Origin of the sequence: Microbacterium sufflavum, from assembly GCF_023091155.1 — a bacterium.
GTDB lineage: Bacteria > Actinomycetota > Actinomycetes > Actinomycetales > Microbacteriaceae > Microbacterium > Microbacterium sufflavum.
Window position 1 is genome coordinate 2,537,553 of record NZ_JAHWXK010000001.1, and the last position, 16,107, is coordinate 2,553,659.

General features: G+C 70.9%; 15 protein-coding genes. 10 read left to right on the top strand and 5 right to left on the bottom strand.

Annotated features, from left to right (window positions below; all coding sequences use genetic code 11):
* Positions 1-12: 12 nt before the first annotated feature.
* The 7 genes from KZC56_RS12230 to KZC56_RS12260 all read left to right on the top strand — a co-directional run bounded on the left by KZC56_RS12230 (position 13) and on the right by KZC56_RS12260 (position 8,242).
* Positions 13-912 carry a F0F1 ATP synthase subunit gamma gene (locus tag KZC56_RS12230; protein ID WP_136029291.1) on the top strand — a complete coding sequence of 300 codons (900 nt, stop codon included), beginning with the start codon at positions 13-15 and terminating at the stop codon, positions 910-912.
* 23 nt (positions 913-935) lie between these two features.
* Positions 936-2,390: a F0F1 ATP synthase subunit beta gene (gene atpD, locus KZC56_RS12235; protein WP_136029293.1), complete on the top strand. Its 1,455-nt coding sequence runs from the start codon at positions 936-938 to the stop codon at positions 2,388-2,390.
* A 2-nt stretch (positions 2,391-2,392) separates the two neighbouring features.
* Positions 2,393-2,653, top strand: a complete 261-nt coding sequence (locus KZC56_RS12240; protein WP_136029295.1) for a F0F1 ATP synthase subunit epsilon — start codon at positions 2,393-2,395, stop codon at positions 2,651-2,653.
* Positions 2,654-2,723: 70 nt separating this feature from the next.
* Entirely contained in the window at positions 2,724-3,470 is a 747-nt protein-coding gene (locus KZC56_RS12245) for a YaaA family protein (RefSeq protein ID WP_247638654.1), read from the top strand.
* Positions 3,471-3,578: 108 nt separating this feature from the next.
* Positions 3,579-4,403, top strand: coding sequence for a DUF5684 domain-containing protein (locus KZC56_RS12250; protein WP_206251403.1), 825 nt, complete (start codon positions 3,579-3,581; stop codon positions 4,401-4,403).
* Positions 4,404-4,638: 235 nt separating this feature from the next.
* Complete coding sequence (locus tag KZC56_RS12255; RefSeq protein ID WP_136030030.1) at positions 4,639-5,433, top strand: PP2C family protein-serine/threonine phosphatase; 795 nt, start codon at positions 4,639-4,641, stop codon at positions 5,431-5,433.
* 154 nt (positions 5,434-5,587) lie between these two features.
* Entirely contained in the window at positions 5,588-8,242 is a 2,655-nt protein-coding gene (locus KZC56_RS12260) for an FtsK/SpoIIIE domain-containing protein (protein WP_247638655.1), read from the top strand.
* A 10-nt stretch (positions 8,243-8,252) separates the two neighbouring features.
* Here the strand turns inward: KZC56_RS12260 and KZC56_RS12265 are convergent, their stop codons facing one another.
* Positions 8,253-9,248, bottom strand: coding sequence for an asparaginase (locus KZC56_RS12265; RefSeq protein WP_136030025.1), 996 nt, complete (start codon positions 9,246-9,248; stop codon positions 8,253-8,255).
* A gap of 85 nt (positions 9,249-9,333) precedes the next feature.
* Here KZC56_RS12265 and KZC56_RS12270 point away from each other — a divergent pair, with 85 nt between their 5' ends.
* Positions 9,334-9,831 (top strand): OsmC family protein, encoded by a 498-nt coding sequence (locus KZC56_RS12270; protein WP_247638656.1) that lies wholly within the window; start codon positions 9,334-9,336, stop codon positions 9,829-9,831.
* A 99-nt stretch (positions 9,832-9,930) separates the two neighbouring features.
* Here the strand turns inward: KZC56_RS12270 and KZC56_RS12275 are convergent, their stop codons facing one another.
* Positions 9,931-10,710, bottom strand: coding sequence for a lysophospholipid acyltransferase family protein (locus tag KZC56_RS12275; RefSeq protein ID WP_205812755.1), 780 nt, complete (start codon positions 10,708-10,710; stop codon positions 9,931-9,933).
* A gap of 123 nt (positions 10,711-10,833) precedes the next feature.
* Between KZC56_RS12275 and KZC56_RS12280 the strand changes: the two genes are divergently transcribed.
* Both KZC56_RS12280 and dxr read left to right on the top strand, forming a co-directional pair.
* Entirely contained in the window at positions 10,834-11,796 is a 963-nt protein-coding gene (locus tag KZC56_RS12280) for an FKBP-type peptidyl-prolyl cis-trans isomerase (protein WP_247638657.1), read from the top strand.
* Positions 11,797-11,833: 37 nt separating this feature from the next.
* On the top strand, positions 11,834-12,916 hold the full coding sequence (gene dxr, locus KZC56_RS12285) for a 1-deoxy-D-xylulose-5-phosphate reductoisomerase (RefSeq protein WP_247638658.1): 1,083 nt from the start codon (positions 11,834-11,836) through the stop codon (positions 12,914-12,916).
* 53 nt (positions 12,917-12,969) lie between these two features.
* Here the strand turns inward: dxr and KZC56_RS12290 are convergent, their stop codons facing one another.
* From KZC56_RS12290 to KZC56_RS12300, 3 genes are all read right to left on the bottom strand, one after another.
* Positions 12,970-14,592, bottom strand: coding sequence for a Mur ligase family protein (locus KZC56_RS12290; RefSeq protein ID WP_205812607.1), 1,623 nt, complete (start codon positions 14,590-14,592; stop codon positions 12,970-12,972).
* Between the two features lie 86 nt (positions 14,593-14,678).
* Complete coding sequence (locus tag KZC56_RS12295; RefSeq protein ID WP_247638659.1) at positions 14,679-15,374, bottom strand: YcnI family copper-binding membrane protein; 696 nt, start codon at positions 15,372-15,374, stop codon at positions 14,679-14,681.
* 83 nt (positions 15,375-15,457) lie between these two features.
* Positions 15,458-16,042: a hypothetical protein gene (locus tag KZC56_RS12300; protein ID WP_247638660.1), complete on the bottom strand. Its 585-nt coding sequence runs from the start codon at positions 16,040-16,042 to the stop codon at positions 15,458-15,460.
* Positions 16,043-16,107 lie beyond the last annotated feature (65 nt).

Here is a 16,107-nt window from a genome sequence, read left to right on the forward strand (position 1 = left end):
AGGTACTGATTCATGGGCGCTCAACTCAGGGTCTACAAGCAGAAGATCTCTTCTGCTCAGACGACCAAGAAGATCACGAAGGCGATGGAACTCATCGCGGCTTCGCGCATCCAGAAGGCGATGGCACGCGTCAAGGCGTCCACCCCCTTCGCGCGAGCCGTGACGAGGGCCGTGTCCGCCGTCGCGACGCACTCGAACGTCGACCACCCGCTCACGCGTGAGCCCGAGACGATCCGCCGCTCCGCGGTCGTGATCTTCTCGTCCGATCGCGGTCTCGCCGGTGCCTTCAACTCGCAGATCCTCCGTGAGGGTCTCGAGGTGGCGGAGCTGCTGCGCGAGCAGGGCAAGGAGCCGGTGTTCTACCTCATCGGACGCAAGGCGGTGGGCTACTTCCAGTTCCGTCGCATCGAGGCGGCCGCGGAGTGGACCGGCGACACCGACACCCCGTCCTTCCACACCGCGGAGGAGATCTCGCAGACGCTTCTCGAGGCCTTCAACCGCGGTGGCGAGGACGGCGGCGTCGACGAGATCACTCTCGTCTACAACCGCTTCGTCAGCATGATGACGCAGTCGCCGGAGTCCGTGCGCCTGCTGCCGCTGGAGATCGCGGAGGCCGACGACTCGGAGGCGGGCAGCACGGTCTACCCGCTGTACGAGTTCGAGCCGGATGCCGAGACGGTGCTCGACGCGATCCTGCCGGTGTACATCCAGAGCCGCGTCTTCAACGCCCTCCTGCAGTCGTCCGCCGCCAAGCAGGCGGCCACGCAGAAGGCGATGAAGTCGGCCAGCGACAACGCCGACAAGCTCATCACCGACTACACCCGTCTGCGCAACAACGCGCGTCAGGCGGAGATCACGCAGCAGATCGCGGAGATCGTCGGCGGCGCCGACGCCCTCTCGTCGAGCAAATAGACCATCAGGAAAGAGACGAAGAAATGACCACCACCGCCACGGCTGACCAGCCGGCGACCGCGGTCGTCGGGCGCGTCGCGCGCGTCAACGGTCCGGTTGTCGACATCGAGTTCCCGCACGACTCGATCCCCGACATCTACAACGCGCTGAAGACCACCATCGTGATCGGCGAGGAGTCGACCGAGATCACGCTCGAGGTCGCACAGCACCTCGGCGACGACCTGGTGCGCGCCATCGCCCTCAAGCCGACCGACGGCATCGTCCGCGGTCAGGAGGTGCGTGACACCGGTGAGGCCATCTCGGTCCCCGTCGGTGACATCACCAAGGGCAAGGTCTTCAACGTGATCGGCGAGGTCCTCAACGGCGAGCCCGGTGAGACCATCGAGGTCACGGAGCGCTGGCCCATCCACCGCAAGGCCCCGAACTTCGACCAGCTCGAGTCGAAGACCACGATGTTCGAGACGGGCATCAAGTCGATCGACCTCCTCACCCCGTACGTGCAGGGCGGAAAGATCGGTCTGTTCGGTGGCGCCGGCGTCGGCAAGACCGTCCTCATCCAGGAGATGATCCAGCGCGTCGCGCAGGACCACGGTGGTGTGTCGGTGTTCGCCGGTGTCGGTGAGCGCACCCGTGAGGGCAACGACCTCATCCACGAGATGGAGGAGGCGGGCGTCTTCGACAAGACCGCGCTCGTGTTCGGCCAGATGGACGAGCCGCCGGGGACGCGTCTGCGCGTCGCGCTCTCGGCTCTGACGATGGCGGAGTACTTCCGTGACGTGCAGAAGCAGGACGTGCTGCTCTTCATCGACAACATCTTCCGCTTCACGCAGGCCGGTTCCGAGGTCTCCACGCTGCTGGGCCGCATGCCCTCCGCCGTGGGGTACCAGCCGAACCTCGCCGACGAGATGGGCCTCCTGCAGGAGCGCATCACCTCGACGCGTGGTCACTCGATCACCTCGCTGCAGGCGATCTACGTGCCGGCCGACGACTACACCGACCCGGCTCCGGCCACGACCTTCGCGCACCTCGACGCGACGACCGAGCTCTCCCGTGAGATCGCGTCGAAGGGTCTGTACCCGGCCATCGACCCGCTGACCTCGACGTCGCGCATCATGGACCCCCGCTACCTGGGCGAGGACCACTACCGCGTGGCGACCACGGTCAAGCAGATCCTCCAGAAGAACAAGGAGCTGCAGGAGATCATCGCGATCCTCGGTGTCGACGAGCTCTCCGAGGAAGACAAGATCGTCGTGTCGCGCGCACGTCGCATCCAGCAGTTCCTCTCGCAGAACACCTACATGGCGAAGAAGTTCACGGGTGTCGAGGGTTCGACGGTTCCGCTCAAGGAGACCATCGAGTCGTTCGACGCGATCACCCGCGGTGACTTCGACCACGTCGCCGAGCAGGCCTTCTTCAACGTCGGTGGCATCTCCGACGTGGAGGAGCGCTGGGCGCAGATCCAGAAGGAGAACGCCTGATCATGGCGCTCAACGTCAGCCTCGTCTCCGCCGACGCGGAGGTCTGGACGGGTGAGGCGAGCCTCGTGGTCGCCAAGACCGTCGAGGGCGAGATCGGCTTCATGTCCGGTCACGAGCCGGTGCTGGCCATCCTCGCCGAGGGCCAGGTCCGGATCACCCAGACCGACGGCGCCAAGGTGCTCGCCAACGCGCAGGACGGCTTCCTCTCCATGGAGGGCGACGTTCTGACCATCGTGGCGGGCAACGCGGCTCTCATCGCCTGACAGTCCTGAACATCGCGTCCGCCTCGGCACCCTGGGTGTCGAGGCGGACGCGTCTGCGTTACGAGGTGCCATGAAGATCCTGCTTCCGCCGTCCGAGACCAAGCGTCCCGGAGGCACGGGCGCGCCGCTCGACCTCGGTGTCCTGCCGCTGCCGTCTCTCGCTGAGCATCGCGCGGCCGTGCTCGACGCCCTGGTCGAGCTCGCGGCCGACGAGGAGGCCGCCCGCCGTGTTCTCAAACTGAGCGAGCGGCAGCTCGACGACATCGCGCACAACCGCGCTCTCCGCAGCGCGCCGACCATGCCGGCGATCGACCGCTACACCGGCGTGCTGTTCGACGCCCTCGACGCGGCCTCGCTCTCCCCGGCGTCACGGCGGTGGGCGGACGCCCACGTGTGGATCCAGAGCGCGCCGTTCGGTCCGGTCGGCGCGCTCGACCCGATCCCGACCTACCGCCTCGCCGCGGGAACGTCGCTTCCCGGGGTGCCGCCGCTCCGGCGTCACTGGGCGGAAGCCACGACCTCGGCGATCGCGGACGAGGCGCCGTCGTTCGTCCTCGACCTGCGCAGCGAGGCGTACGTGGGTCTCGGACCCGTGCCCGCATCGGTGCCCTCGGCGTATGTGCGCGTGGTCACCGAGCAGGGCAGAGCGCTGAACCACTTCAACAAGAAGTCGAAGGGCCTCCTGGTGCGTGCACTCACGGAGGACCGACCGCGCATCGGCTCCCGCCGGGCACTGCTGCGGTGGGCGGAGGGGCGAGGCATCGTGCTGCGCGAGACCGACCATCCCGGCGAGCTGAAACTCGTCGTCGCGGAGTGAGACCGGTTCGCGGCGCGGGACGTCAGCGAGGGTCCTGCGCGCGGCGGCGGTGACGCGCTAGTGTAAGCAGCGCATCACCCGGGAATATCAGCCTTCTGGAGGGGAACCTTGGACGACTACTACGATTACGGCATCTCAGGCGGCGCACTCGTCGCGCTGACGCTGCTGTACACGATCCTGCCGCTCATCGTGTACGCGATCTACGCCTGGTTCTACATGAAGGTCTTCGAGAAGGCCGGTGTCCAGGGCAAGTGGCGCGCCTGGGTCCCGGTCTACAACTCGATGATCTTCTACAAGCTCGGCGACCTCAGCCCGTGGCTCGTGCTGTACCTCATCGGCGCCGGCGTGGTCGGGGCGATCATCCCGGTCCTGGGCTGGTTCCTCATCCTCCCGCTCGTCGGCATCGCCGGCCGTGTCCTCGACCTCATCGCCGCGTGGCGGGTCGGACTGAAGCTGCAGAAGGATGCGGTCTGGGTCATCCTGTACTTCTTCCTCCCGCCGGTGTGGCTGGGTATCAACGCCTTCGACAAGTCGCGGTGGAACCCCAACATCCAGCCCGCCTCGTGGGCCGGGAACGGCTTCCTCGGCGATCGCACGGTGTGGGACGGCATCCCGGTCCAGCCCTCCGCGACCGCGGCGCCGCAGGGGTACGGTGCCCCGCAGGGCTACGGTCAGCAGCCCCAGGGCTACCCGCAGCAGCCCCAGGGCTATGCGCCGCCGCAGCCCGGGTTCACGGCTCCGCCGGCTCCCGGCTACGCCCCGCCGGCCGCGCCCTCCGCCGCTCCCTCGACGAGCGCGCCTGTGCCGCCGACCACGCCGCCCGCTCCGCCCGCGGCTCCGCCGACCACGCCGCCGGCTCCGCCCGCGGCCCCGCCGGCCGCACCGCCGGCTCCTCCCACTACCCCGAACGATCCCACGCAGCCCCCTGCGTGACCGTCGTCGCGAAACCCCCGGCCCACCGCCGGGGGTTTCGTGGTGTGAACGGTGTTCTCGCGGGCGATGCGCCCGCTAACGTGGAGGTCATGGTCTTGTCGCAGCGCCCGATCGGCGTCTCCGTTCCGCTCTGCCCCTCGAAGGGCCCCGGTGCGAGCGAGGGGATCGTGTTCCACTACGATGTGTGAGTATCCTGCGACCGCCCTTTCCGCCGCAGGTCCATCGGAGGCAGCACGTGGCTGAGACGAAGACGCACACCGTCACGGTTGCGGGACGCCCGCTGCTGCTCTCGTGGTCGGGTGTCACGGATCAGGGCCGTCGCCGTGAGACCAACCAGGACGCGTTCCTCGCGGAGTTCCCCCTCTTCATCGTCGCCGACGGAATGGGCGGGCACGCGGGAGGCGAGATCGCAAGCCAAAGCACCGTGTCCCGCCTGCAGGCCGCGGTCGTCGCGGGCGACATCTCGCATCGCACGATCGAAGAGGCTCTCGCCCGCGCCGTCGACGACATCGCGGAGCACCCGGAGACCACCGACGAGGGAACCGGGACCACGCTCACGGGCGTCTACCTGGACGACGGCGGAGACCAGGCGCAGTGGGTCGCGCTGAACATCGGCGACTCGCGGGTCTATCTCCTGCGCGATGACCGGCTCGTGCAGGTGACCACGGACCACTCGGTGGTGCAGGAGCTGATCGCAGCGGGGAAGCTCAGCCCGGAGGAGGCCGAGGGCCACCCCTACAGCAACGTCATCACGCGCGCGGTGGGCGCCAGCGAGCTCACCGCTCCGGACTATGTCACCATCGACCTGCGTCCGGGCGACCGGTTCGTGATCTGCTCCGACGGACTCACCAAGGAGCTGACCGACTACGGCATCCAGCATTTCCTGCGGGAGAACTCCGATCCGGCCGCGTGCGTCGACGCCATGCTCGCTGCGGCTCTCGACAACGGTGGTCGCGACAACGTGACGCTCATCGTGTTGCAGGTGAGCGACCCCCAGTCCTCCTCCCCAGAGGGGGACACCGCGGAGTAGTCACTCCGACGCTGTGGACAGCAGGCTCTCTGCTGTCACGGAGCGGTGCACTGGGGAGATGGACCCGTCTCCCCTCGTCATTCCTTCCGCGCCCGCGCCGCCGCGCCGTACCTCGCTGCCTTATCTCGCGGGAATCGTCCCGGTTGGGATGGGGGTGGCGCTGTGGCTCACCACAGGGTCGGTGCAGTCGCTGTGGTTCGCCGCACTCGGTCCCCTCATGATGCTCGCTTCGGTGGCCGACGCCGCGAGGACGCGACGGCACGATCGACGGCGTGAGGCGGACAGGGTGGAGGCCGAGTGGCGCGCGGTCGAGGATGCGCTCGCCCGTCGTCACGCCGAGGAGCGGGCCCAGCTCGAGTCGCGCCACCCGGACGTCGCCGCGTGCGTCGCAGAACCGCCGCTTCGTGGGACGGATCCGATCGCTGCCGACACCGAGATGACCGTGGGTCGCGGTGTGCGTGTCAGCGCCGTGCGCACGACGGGTGGGGAGGGCGATCGAGCAGAGGCGTTCCGCGCGCGATGCGCCGAGCTCGATGACGCACCGGTCGTGGTGCGGCTCGGCGGGGGCGTCTGCGTCCGAGGCCAGGCCCCGGTCGCAGCCGCGGCGGCACGAGCTCTGGTCGCGCAGCTCTGCCTCCGCTTCGGGCCGGCGCAACTGGCGCTCGTCGGCGAGGAGCTGGCGTCGTCCGGCCTGACCACGGCGGCTCACGCGGTGCGGGCGCGCCGGGGAGCCTTCCGGGTGGGGTGGGGCACGCTCGGAGCGCCCGTCGCGGCAGATGCGGTGATCTGGACGGCGGCTCCCGACGCCGAGGTGCCGTCGGGGATCACGACCGTGCTCGACGTGGTCGAGCCGGGGGCCGCATCGCTGCGTACGCCGGAGGGCGTGACCGAGGTCGCGGTCGAGTGCCTGTCGCGACCGCAGGCAGAACTGGTCGCCTCGGCGACGGGCGAGCCGTCGGACACGCATGCGGAGCTCCCGCTCAGCGTGCCGCTGGCTGACGTGATCGTCTCAGAGGCAGGTGATGGTCTCGCGGTCGTGGTGGGCCGTGACGCCCGGGGTACCGACATCGCGGTCGATCTGGTGGAGCACGGACCGCACGCGATCGTCACCGGCATGACCGGCGCGGGCAAGAGCGAACTGCTCGTGACCTGGGTTGCGGCGATGTGTGCAGCGTACGGACCGGATCGGGTGACGTTCGTGCTGGCCGACTTCAAGGGTGGGACGGCGTTCGAGCCGCTTCGCGCTCTCCGCCAGGTGTCGGCGGTGATCACGGACCTCGACGACGAGGGTGCGCGCCGGGGTGTCTTGAGCCTGCGGGCGGAGATGCGACGACGGGAGGCCGCCCTCGCCGCGGCCGGCGTTCGTGACGTGTCAGAGGCCGACCTGCCACGCCTGGTGATCGTGGTCGACGAGTTCGCCGCCCTGCTCCTCGAGCACGCCGACCTCGGCGACGTGTTCATCGACATCGCTGCGCGCGGCCGCGCCCTGGGGATGCACCTGGTCCTCGGGACGCAGCGTGCGGGCGGCGTGATCCGTGACGCCCTGGCGGCGAACTGCCCGCTGCGGATCAGCCTGCGGGTCGCAGATCCCGCGGACAGCAGGGCCGTGATCGGGACGGACGGCGCGGCGCTGCTCGATGGGGGGCCGGAGGGGCGCGGCTGTGCGCTCGTGCGTCGACCGCAGGATGCGGAGCCGCAGCTCGTGCGCGTCGCGCTGACCGGTCCCGGAGACCTGCGGCGTGCAGCGACGCGCTGGAGCCAGGCGGTTCCGGCTGTCAGCCCCTGGCTCCCGCCGTTGCCGCGACGCATCGATCTCGCAGACCTTCGTGGCGCGGATCACGACGGCAGCGACGACGCCGGGGGAGACGCGGTGGTGCTCGGTCTCGCCGACGACCCGCAGCGACAGCGGCAGCCTCGGGAGCTCCTGCGTCCGGGACGTGAGCGCGGGCTCGCCGTGGTCGGCGCTCCGGGCAGCGGACGCACGGCGCTCGTGCGCGCGGTGGCGGCCCAGCGCCATGATGCCCTGCTGTTCCCCTCCGATGCGGAAAGCGCGGTGGACCTGCTCGCGGCGTGGGTCAGGGGTGACACGGAGATCCCCGAGCTCGTGCTGTGCGACGACATCGACGCGCTGCACGCCGAGCTCCCCGTCGAGTACGCACAGGAGTTCGCGCAGCGGTGGGAGCAGTCGCTGCGCCTGTCACCTTCGACGACCTGGATCCTCACGGCCGCACGGGCATCGGGTCCCTTGGGCCGTGTGCTCGACGCGCTGCCCCGTCGAGCGCTTCTACGCGCGGCGTCGCGCGTCGAGCACCTCGCAGCGGGTGGCGAGACGTCGGGGTTCGTGCGGGACCGACCGCCGGGACGCGCGGTGCTCGACGGGCGGGAGGTGCAGTTCGCCTGGGCGGACGAGCGGCCGAGGCAGTCCGCTGCCTCCTCGACGGAGATCTGGGCACCGGCGAGGCCGGTCGTGGCGCTGGTCACGGCGGGCGCGTCGGACGCGGTGGGCGCACTCCGCGCGGCGCGCCCGGAGTGGGACGTGCGGACGGCCGGGAGCGACGTGCCGACGACCGCGAGCCCGTGCATCCTGATGGCCGACGCGGAGGGCTGGCAGCGGCAGTGGGCCCTGTGGCAGCAGATCCGCGCCGAGGGCGAGGTCCTGGTCCGCGCGGAGCGTCCGTCCGATCTGCGCCAGCTAGTCGGTGTGCGCGACCTCCCGCCGTTCGCCCGGCTGCATCAGGGGCGCGCGTGGTCGGTGGTGGGGGACCGCGCGCCGCGGCGGGTCGTCGTGCCGGGGCTCGGGTCGCGGTGAGGCTGGTGCGTCAGAGGCCGGCGCCGGGGCGGACCGTTCCCACGCGGGCACCGCCCCCGAGCACGTCGAGCGGGAGGGCCTCCGCGAGACCGGCCACGTCGGTGTCGCTCAGAGAGCCCGCGCGAGCCAGGAGGGTGGCGGCGACGATGGTGGACGCGCGCGCGGCGCCGTCGAGCATCTTCAGGGCCGCGGTCGTCCCGTCCGGCGCCACCATCACCATGACGCCCTCCGCGCCGCCCTTGGTGAAGACGCCGAGACGCTCGGTCGCGATGGTGTCGGGGCGGCCGGGCCCTTCGACGGTCCAGGGGTTCTCGCGCACCGCGCGGACGAGCGACCCGGCCACGCGGTGCAGCGCGAACGGCGAACGGTCGGACGCGGTGCCGATGCGGTGGATCGCGCGCGCGAGCCCGGTGAGGGTGAGCGCATGCACCGGAGCGCCGCAGCCGTCGATGGAGGTGTGCGCGATCTTCTCCCCGGTGAGGCGCTCGACGACCTCCCGGATGTGAGCCTGCAGCGGATGCGCGGGGTCGAGGTATCCGGCGGTCGGCCAGCCGGTGGCCACGCAGGCCCGCAGCATCGCGGCGTGCTTGCCCGAGCAGTTCATGCGGACGCGCGCCTCCTGGCCGTGTTCGCGCACCAGCTCGTCGCGGGTCGCGGAGTCGCCCGGCCAGGCCGGAGGGCACGCGAGGTCGTCTTCCGTCAGGCCCCCGGCGGTGAGGATGTCGCGCACCACCGCGGCGTGCCGGTCCGTGCCCGTGTGGCTCGCCGTGGCGAGGGCGAGCTGTTCGCCCTCCAGCGGTGCGCCGGCGGTGATGCACGCCACGGCCTGCAGCGGCTTGAGACTCGACCGCGGGAGGATGAGCGCGTCGGCGTTGCCGTGTCGCGCGATCACCTCGCCGTCGGGCGAGAGCACCACCGCGGCGCCGGCGTGACGTGACTCGATGAATCCGCTCCGTTCGACGACGGCGAGCTCGACGGAATCCTGAACGGTGAGTGTCTCCAGCACTCCACCAGCCTAGTGCCGGTGGTCCCGCGGCCTCGGGGTCCCCGCGGAGGGTCGCGACGTCGGCGGCACCTGGCAGACTGAGCGCATGGCAGAGCACACCACGTCGCGTCCGCTCGGTGAACACCGCTACGCTCTCACAACTACGTGGACGGGCAACTCCGGCACCGGAACGAGCGGATACCGCGACTATCGCCGCGACGTCACGATCGAGATCGAGGGCAAGCCCGCGCTGCTGGCCTCGTCCGACAAGCCGTTCCGCGGAGACCCCTCCCGCTGGAACCCCGAAGACCTCCTGCTGGCCTCGCTCTCCGAGTGCCACCTGCTGTCGTATCTGCACGCCTGCGTCACCGCCGGCGTCGTGGTCGTCTCCTACCGCGACAGCGCGCGCGGGCTGATGCGCGAGAACGGGGCAGGAGGGGGATCGTTCGTCGAGGTGACGCTCTCCCCGGAGGTCGTGGTCGCCGATCCGTCCATGATCGAGGCGGCAGAGCGGGCGCACGCCCAGGCGAGCGAGTGGTGCTTCATCGCGAACTCGGTCAACTTCCCGGTGCGGCACGAGGCCACGGTCACCGCGAGCGTGTGACCCCCGCGGCGGAGGAGCAACCGCTGTCGGACTCCTCGCTCGGGAAGGGACACGTCGTCGCCGCTACCGGGAGGGTCCGGGGTTCACGCTCAGCGCTACTCAGCGGCGCTCGTGCGGGAGCGCCTGCTTGATCTTCTCGATGGTGCCCTGGGCCGGAGCCTCGTTGTAGGTGCCCGCCAGCTCCTGACCGGACAGGGCATGGATCGCGGCCATGATCTCGTCGGTCGCGAGCCGCCGTGCGCGTCCGCTGGTAGCGGGTCCGTGGGGGGACAGGTCGAGCGGCTCGCCGAACCGCACCGTCACGCGTTCGGAGAGCGTCGGCATCTTCGCGCCCACCGGCATCACCTTGTCGGTGCCGATCAGTCCCACCGGGACCACCGGTGCGCCCGTCTGCAGGGCCAGGAACGCCACGCCTGTCCGGCCCTTGTATAGGCGACCGTCGGTGGAACGGGTCCCCTCGGGGTACAGCGCGACCGCGAGGCCCTCCTCGAGCAGCTGCCGCTGCAGATCGAGCGCGTCGAGTGCGGCCTGACCAGCGCCGCGCCGGACGGGGATCGCGCCGATCGCCTCGAAGAAGGTCTTGGTGAGCCGGCCGCTGAATCCGGTCCCCTCGAAGTAGCTCGACTTCGCAAGGAAGTGCACGGGTCGCGGTGCCGCGACCGGGATGGCGATCGAGTCGATGAACGACAGGTGGTTGCTCGCGAAGATCACCGGACCGGTGGTGGGGACGTTCTCGCGGCCCTCGATGCGGGGACGGTAGATCAGCCGCGCGAGCGGGGCGATCAGGCTGCGACCGAGCGCGTACGTGAAGCCCGCATGGCGCGGCTTCGGCGTGTCCTCTGAGGCGGGTTCGGGCTCGACGGACTGCTCAGAGGTCATCAGAGCAGGATACTCCCGGCCCCATGCCGACGTGGGAATGAAGACTCGCGCCGTACCTCCCAGGGAGGGCAAAGGGCGATGGGGCAGGATGGAGTGTCCCGCCCGCGATCCCGAGGTCTCACTGTGCGCAAGCGTCCGCTCATCGTCCTGTCCACCGTCGCCGCGGCGACCCTCCTGCTCGCCGGCTGCTCCGGCAGCGGTTCGCCGGAGAGCTCGGGCACCCCCGACCCGTCCGCTTCGAGTGGGTGTCTGCTCGACGCGCAGCCGGGCAAGACCTCGGATTCCATTGACGTTCAGGGCGAGGGACTCGATGCCGTCGTCAAAGTGCCAGCTGATGCGGCCTTCGCCGATGTGGAGCGAACGGTGATCGCTGAGGGCACAGGTGACGAAGTCGTCGCGAATGACCTCGTCGGGGTGAAGTACCAGATCGTGGAAGCGTCGACAGGTGAAGTCGTCGATTCCTCGGCACGAAGCGAGGGTGGTGAGGCTCCCGTCCTTCTCGACCAGAACAGTGCATCTCTCTTCATCGCCGCTCTCGAGTGCCAGCCGATCGGAACGCAGGTCGTCCTCGCCCTTCCAGGCGAGGTCTTCGGCGAGGGCGGGACGAACAAGGTCGTGTACGCAGAGGCCGTCGAGCAACTGCCCGAGGTCGCCACCGGCACGCCGGTCGACCCGACCCCCGGCATGCCCGAGGTGAAGCTGGACGACGACGGCAAGCCCAGCATCACGATCCCGGACGGCGATGCGCCGGCCGAGACCCAGGTCGCCGTGCTCAAGCAGGGTGACGGAGCGACGGTCGCCTCGGGCGACCTGGTCGTCGTGCAGTACCTCGGGGTCAAGTGGTCCGACGGCAAGGAGTTCGACTCGAGCTGGAGTCGCGACGCGGCGCCGGCGCAGTTCCAGACCACGGGAGTGGTCACCGGATTCCGGAAGGCGCTCGAAGGTCAGAAGGTCGGCTCGCAGGTGCTCGTCGTGATGCCCCCGTCCGACGGCTACGGTGCGAGCGAGGGCAACGAACTGCAGAACGAGAGCCTCGTATTCGTCGTCGACATCCTCGCCACGACCCCGGTCCAGGCGCAGCAGTAGCGCGGGCGCGACGGCGGCCGTGTCCTAGGCTGGCGTCATGCGTCGCGTCATCGTCCTCGGCTCCACCGGTTCCATCGGCACCCAGGCGCTGGACGTGATCCGCGCCAACCCGCGCCGGTTCGAGCTCGTCGGGCTCGCCGCGGGCTCCAACCGCGAGCTGCTGACAGAGCAGGCGGAGCAGTTCCAGGTGGAGGACACGGCCCTCGGAGCCGTCGAAGCGGAACAGCTCGTGCGGGACGTCGAGGCCGATGTGGTGCTCAACGCCATCACCGGCTCGATCGGACTCGGCTCCACGCTCGCCGCGCTGCAGGCGGGCCGCACGCTCGCCCTCGCGAACAAGGAGTCGCTGATCGTCGGGGGAGATCTAGTGCTGGCGGCGGCCGCCCCCGAGCAGATCGTCCCCGTCGACTCCGAGCACTCCGCCCTCGCACAGGCGCTCCGCTCCGGGACGCATGACGAGGTGCGACGCCTGGTGGTGACCGCGTCGGGCGGACCGTTCCGCGGACGCACGCGCAGTGAGCTCACCGAGGTCACACCGGGGCAGGCGCTCGCGCACCCCACCTGGAACATGGGCAGGACGGTCACGACGAACTCCGCCACCCTCGTCAACAAGGGGCTCGAGGTGATCGAGGCGCACCTGCTGTTCGACGTGGCCTACGACGACATCGAGGTGGTCGTGCACCCGCAGTCGATCGTGCACTCCATGGTCGAGTTCATCGACGGGTCCACCATCGCACAGGCGTCCCCGCCGGAAATGCGTCTGCCGATCTCCCTCGGCCTGGACTGGCCGCACCGCATCGGCGGCGTGGGTCGACCGCTGGACTGGACGACCGCGAGCTCGTGGACCTTCGAGCCGCTCGACGGCGAGGCCTTCCCGGCCGTCGCACTCGCCAAGGCGGTCGGACGCGCGGGCGGCACCTTCCCGGCCGTGTACAACGCAGCCAACGAGCAGGCCGTCGACGCGTTCCACGAGGGACGCCTGTCGTTCCTCGGCATCGTCGACACGATCTCCGCGGTCGTCGACCAGCACGAGGCGCCGAGCACCCTCACGGTCGAGACGCTCGCAGAGGCCGAGGACTGGGCACGGCGCACGGCCGATCGGCTCATCGCCGCGAGCTGACGGCGCGGCCGCCGAGGGCGCCCGATGCAGCGCGGCGCTGCACCGGGCGGCGGTCAGTCCTCGTCCGGGTAGGGCACAGGCCAGCGCGGTTCCGGGACCGGCCATCCGGCGGCCTTCAGCGCGCGGCGGGACAGCTCACGCGCCGAGTACGGGGTGCGCACGCCGCGGATGTCCCGGTAGTCCTGATGCCCGGGACCCGCCCACAGGATCGCGTCGCCGTCGCCCACCAGGCCGACCGCCGCGACGATCGCCGCCTCCGGTGGGGAGTACTCGTGGATCTCCGCGTCGGGTCGTGCCCGGCGCGCGCCCTCCACGAGGGTCGCCCGGATGGACGCCGGGTCTTCGAAGCGCGGGTGGTGATCGGTCACGACGAGGATGTCGCTGCCCTCCACGGCCGTGCGCGCCATGTCGAAGCGCTTGCTGGCGTCGCGGTCGCCATCCGCGCCGAACAGCATCAGCACCTTTCCGGGGGTGACCCGGCGCACGGCGGCGAGGGTCTTCTCGAAGGCGTCCGGCGAGTGCCCGAAGTCCACGAACACCGCCGGTCCGCGGTCGCCGGAGACGAGCTGCGTACGGCCGGGGAGGTAGGCGTGGATGCCGCCGTCGCGGCCGAGCGCGTCGGTGATCCGCTCCCACGCGTACCCGCCCTCCAGCAGCATGACGATCGCGAGCGCGGCATTGGCGGCCATGTGCGGACCGATCACCGGCACCGTGGTGGTGAGGGTTCCGGCAGGGCCGCTCATCGTGAAGGTGGTGCCGGCGGCGCGCTCCTCGTCGATCACGACCACCCAGTCCGCGCGGGCCGCGGCATCGGGGTCGGCGGCGATCGACGGCGTGCCGACCGTGACGACGGGGATCTCCGCGCGATCGACGACCAGCGCGCCGGAGGGGGAGTCGAGGCAGACCACGCCGCGGACCGCGCGATCGGGACGGAACAGCGGCAGCTTCGCCTCGAAGTACTCCTCCATGTCGGCGTAGTCGTCGAGGTGGTCGTGGCTGAGGTTCGTGAAGCCGGCGACATCGAACCGGATCCCGTCGACGCGGTGGCGGGACAGCGCCTGCGCGCTCACCTCGACCGCGACCGCTTCCACGTGCCGCTCGCGCATCAGCGCCAGGAGCGCGTGCATCTCCGACGCCTCCGGCGTGGTGAGCCGCGACACGATGACCTCGCCCGCGATGTGGCGCTCGGCCGTCGACGACAGCCCCGTGACGACGCCCATCTGCTCGAGGATGCCCTCCAGGAGGTGGGAGACGCTCGTCTTGCCGTTGGTGCCCGTCGTCGCGAAGAGCAGCGGCAGGGGGTCGTCCGCCCCGGTGCCGTAGACCCAGGCGCTCAGGTCGCCCAGCACGGCGCGCGGATCGTCCACCACGAGGACGGGCAGGCCGGCGTCCGCGGCGATCTCCGCGCCGCGCTCGTCGGTGATGACCGCGACCGCGCCCTTCTCGGCAGCGGTCGCCGCGAAGTCGGCTCCGTGGCGGTTCACGCCCTGGATCGCGACGAAGGCCTCACCGGGGCGAAGATCCGCGGTGGCGAGAGTGATGCCGCTCAGGGACACTCCGGTGGCGTCGCCGCGCACGGTGGCGGCGAATCGGGAGGCCAGTTCGGAAAGCTCGCGCCGGGGCGGGTTCGCGGGGCGGAGCACAGGGGGCAGGCTCGGTTGTTGTTCAATCGACATGTCGGATCCATGATCTCACGGCGCCGCACGGATGCCGGGCGGACGGCCCGCCGCGCGCCGGGGTCGGACGCGCGGCGGGCCGGGGCTCAGGCCCGGCGGCGGTAGGCCAGCACGGCGACCACGAGAGCAGCCGCCCCGGCGAGGAGCCCGCCCGTGCCGAGGGCGATGCCGAGCGGGTCGGCGGCCGTGGCGGCCGCGTCGGCGTCCGCGGTGTCCGCCTCCCCGTCGCCGTGGGCGCCATGCATCGACGCCTCCGCATCCGTGACCGTGACCACGGGAGCGGGGGCATCGAGCGCGTGCGGGTCCTCACCCTCCTCGGCGAGCTGCGTCCATTCGGTCGCACCGTCGACGCACTGCTGCACCACCGGGAAGGCGAGCGTCTCGGGCGTCTTCTCGTCGAGCCCGACCGACATGCTGACCGCGCCGCGGAGGTCGGTCGGCACCGGCGTGAGCGCGGTGTACGTGACGGCGCTCACGAGGCCGTCTTCACCGCGCTCGACCTGGATGGTCCAGTCGCCGTCCAGGGTCGGGGCGACGGACGTGAGGCCGTCCGGCATGGTGATGCGCAGTGCCGTGGTCGGCGAGGTGCCGCAGCCGTGGGCGAACGAGAACGTGAGCACGCCGTGGTCGCCGGCGGCGAGCTCATCCGGGCTGACGGACACGTGGGCTCCCGCCATGAGCGGAACCGCGAGGGCGAGGGCGATCCCGCCGAGCGCGCCGGTCGTGGCGACGAGGGCCCGGCGGGAGCGCGGACGACGAGGGGACGTGGTGGTACGGGACATGATTCTCCAGAAAAGGTGTGCGGGCGCGCCGGAGGGCGCGCAAAGGGTGGCCGAGGGTTCGGCCGTGATTCTCGGGCGGCGGGTCAGCCGCGTGCGCACACCGGGGGGCCGCGCCGGGAGACGGCGGCGGCCACGGCACGGTCGAGGGGAGCGAAGCGCAGCGGACGCAGCGGGGTCGGGCGGCGATGGCCGGAGAAGCCCGTCGGCGACGCGCGACGCACGAGAGCGCGGAACCAGCCGGCGACGGCCCGCAGGAGGCGTTCGGCGTGCCACACCAGCAGAGTTGTCAGCACGGCGGCGCCGGCGTGCGCGAGGAGCATCGTCGCGTCGATGGGCGCGACGGAGACGGTGCCGCTCAACGCTGCCAGGTCGAAGTGATGGACGTGCGGGCCGATCGCGCCGTCGACGTCCGCGGTGGGGGAGCCGAGCAGCTGGAACACCAGGTGGAACACGGCTTGAGACACGAGCACGGCGACCGCGACGCGCCAGCGCGACCGACGGAGCCCGAGGAGGGCGGCGGTCGGTGCCAGGAACAGCACCGTGACCGCGAGGATCAGCAGCGGGTGGGGTGCCGCGCCGCCTCCGATGGTGTGGGACACCGCGGCGATGAGGGTCGCGGTGGCGGACACGGCGGCGGCGCGCAGGAGTCGCAGCTGCCGGGTGGTCACCATCCCAGCCTAGCCAAGCGGCGCGGGCGGGGCGGATTCCTAGCTGCGGGCAGTACCGTGGGCGG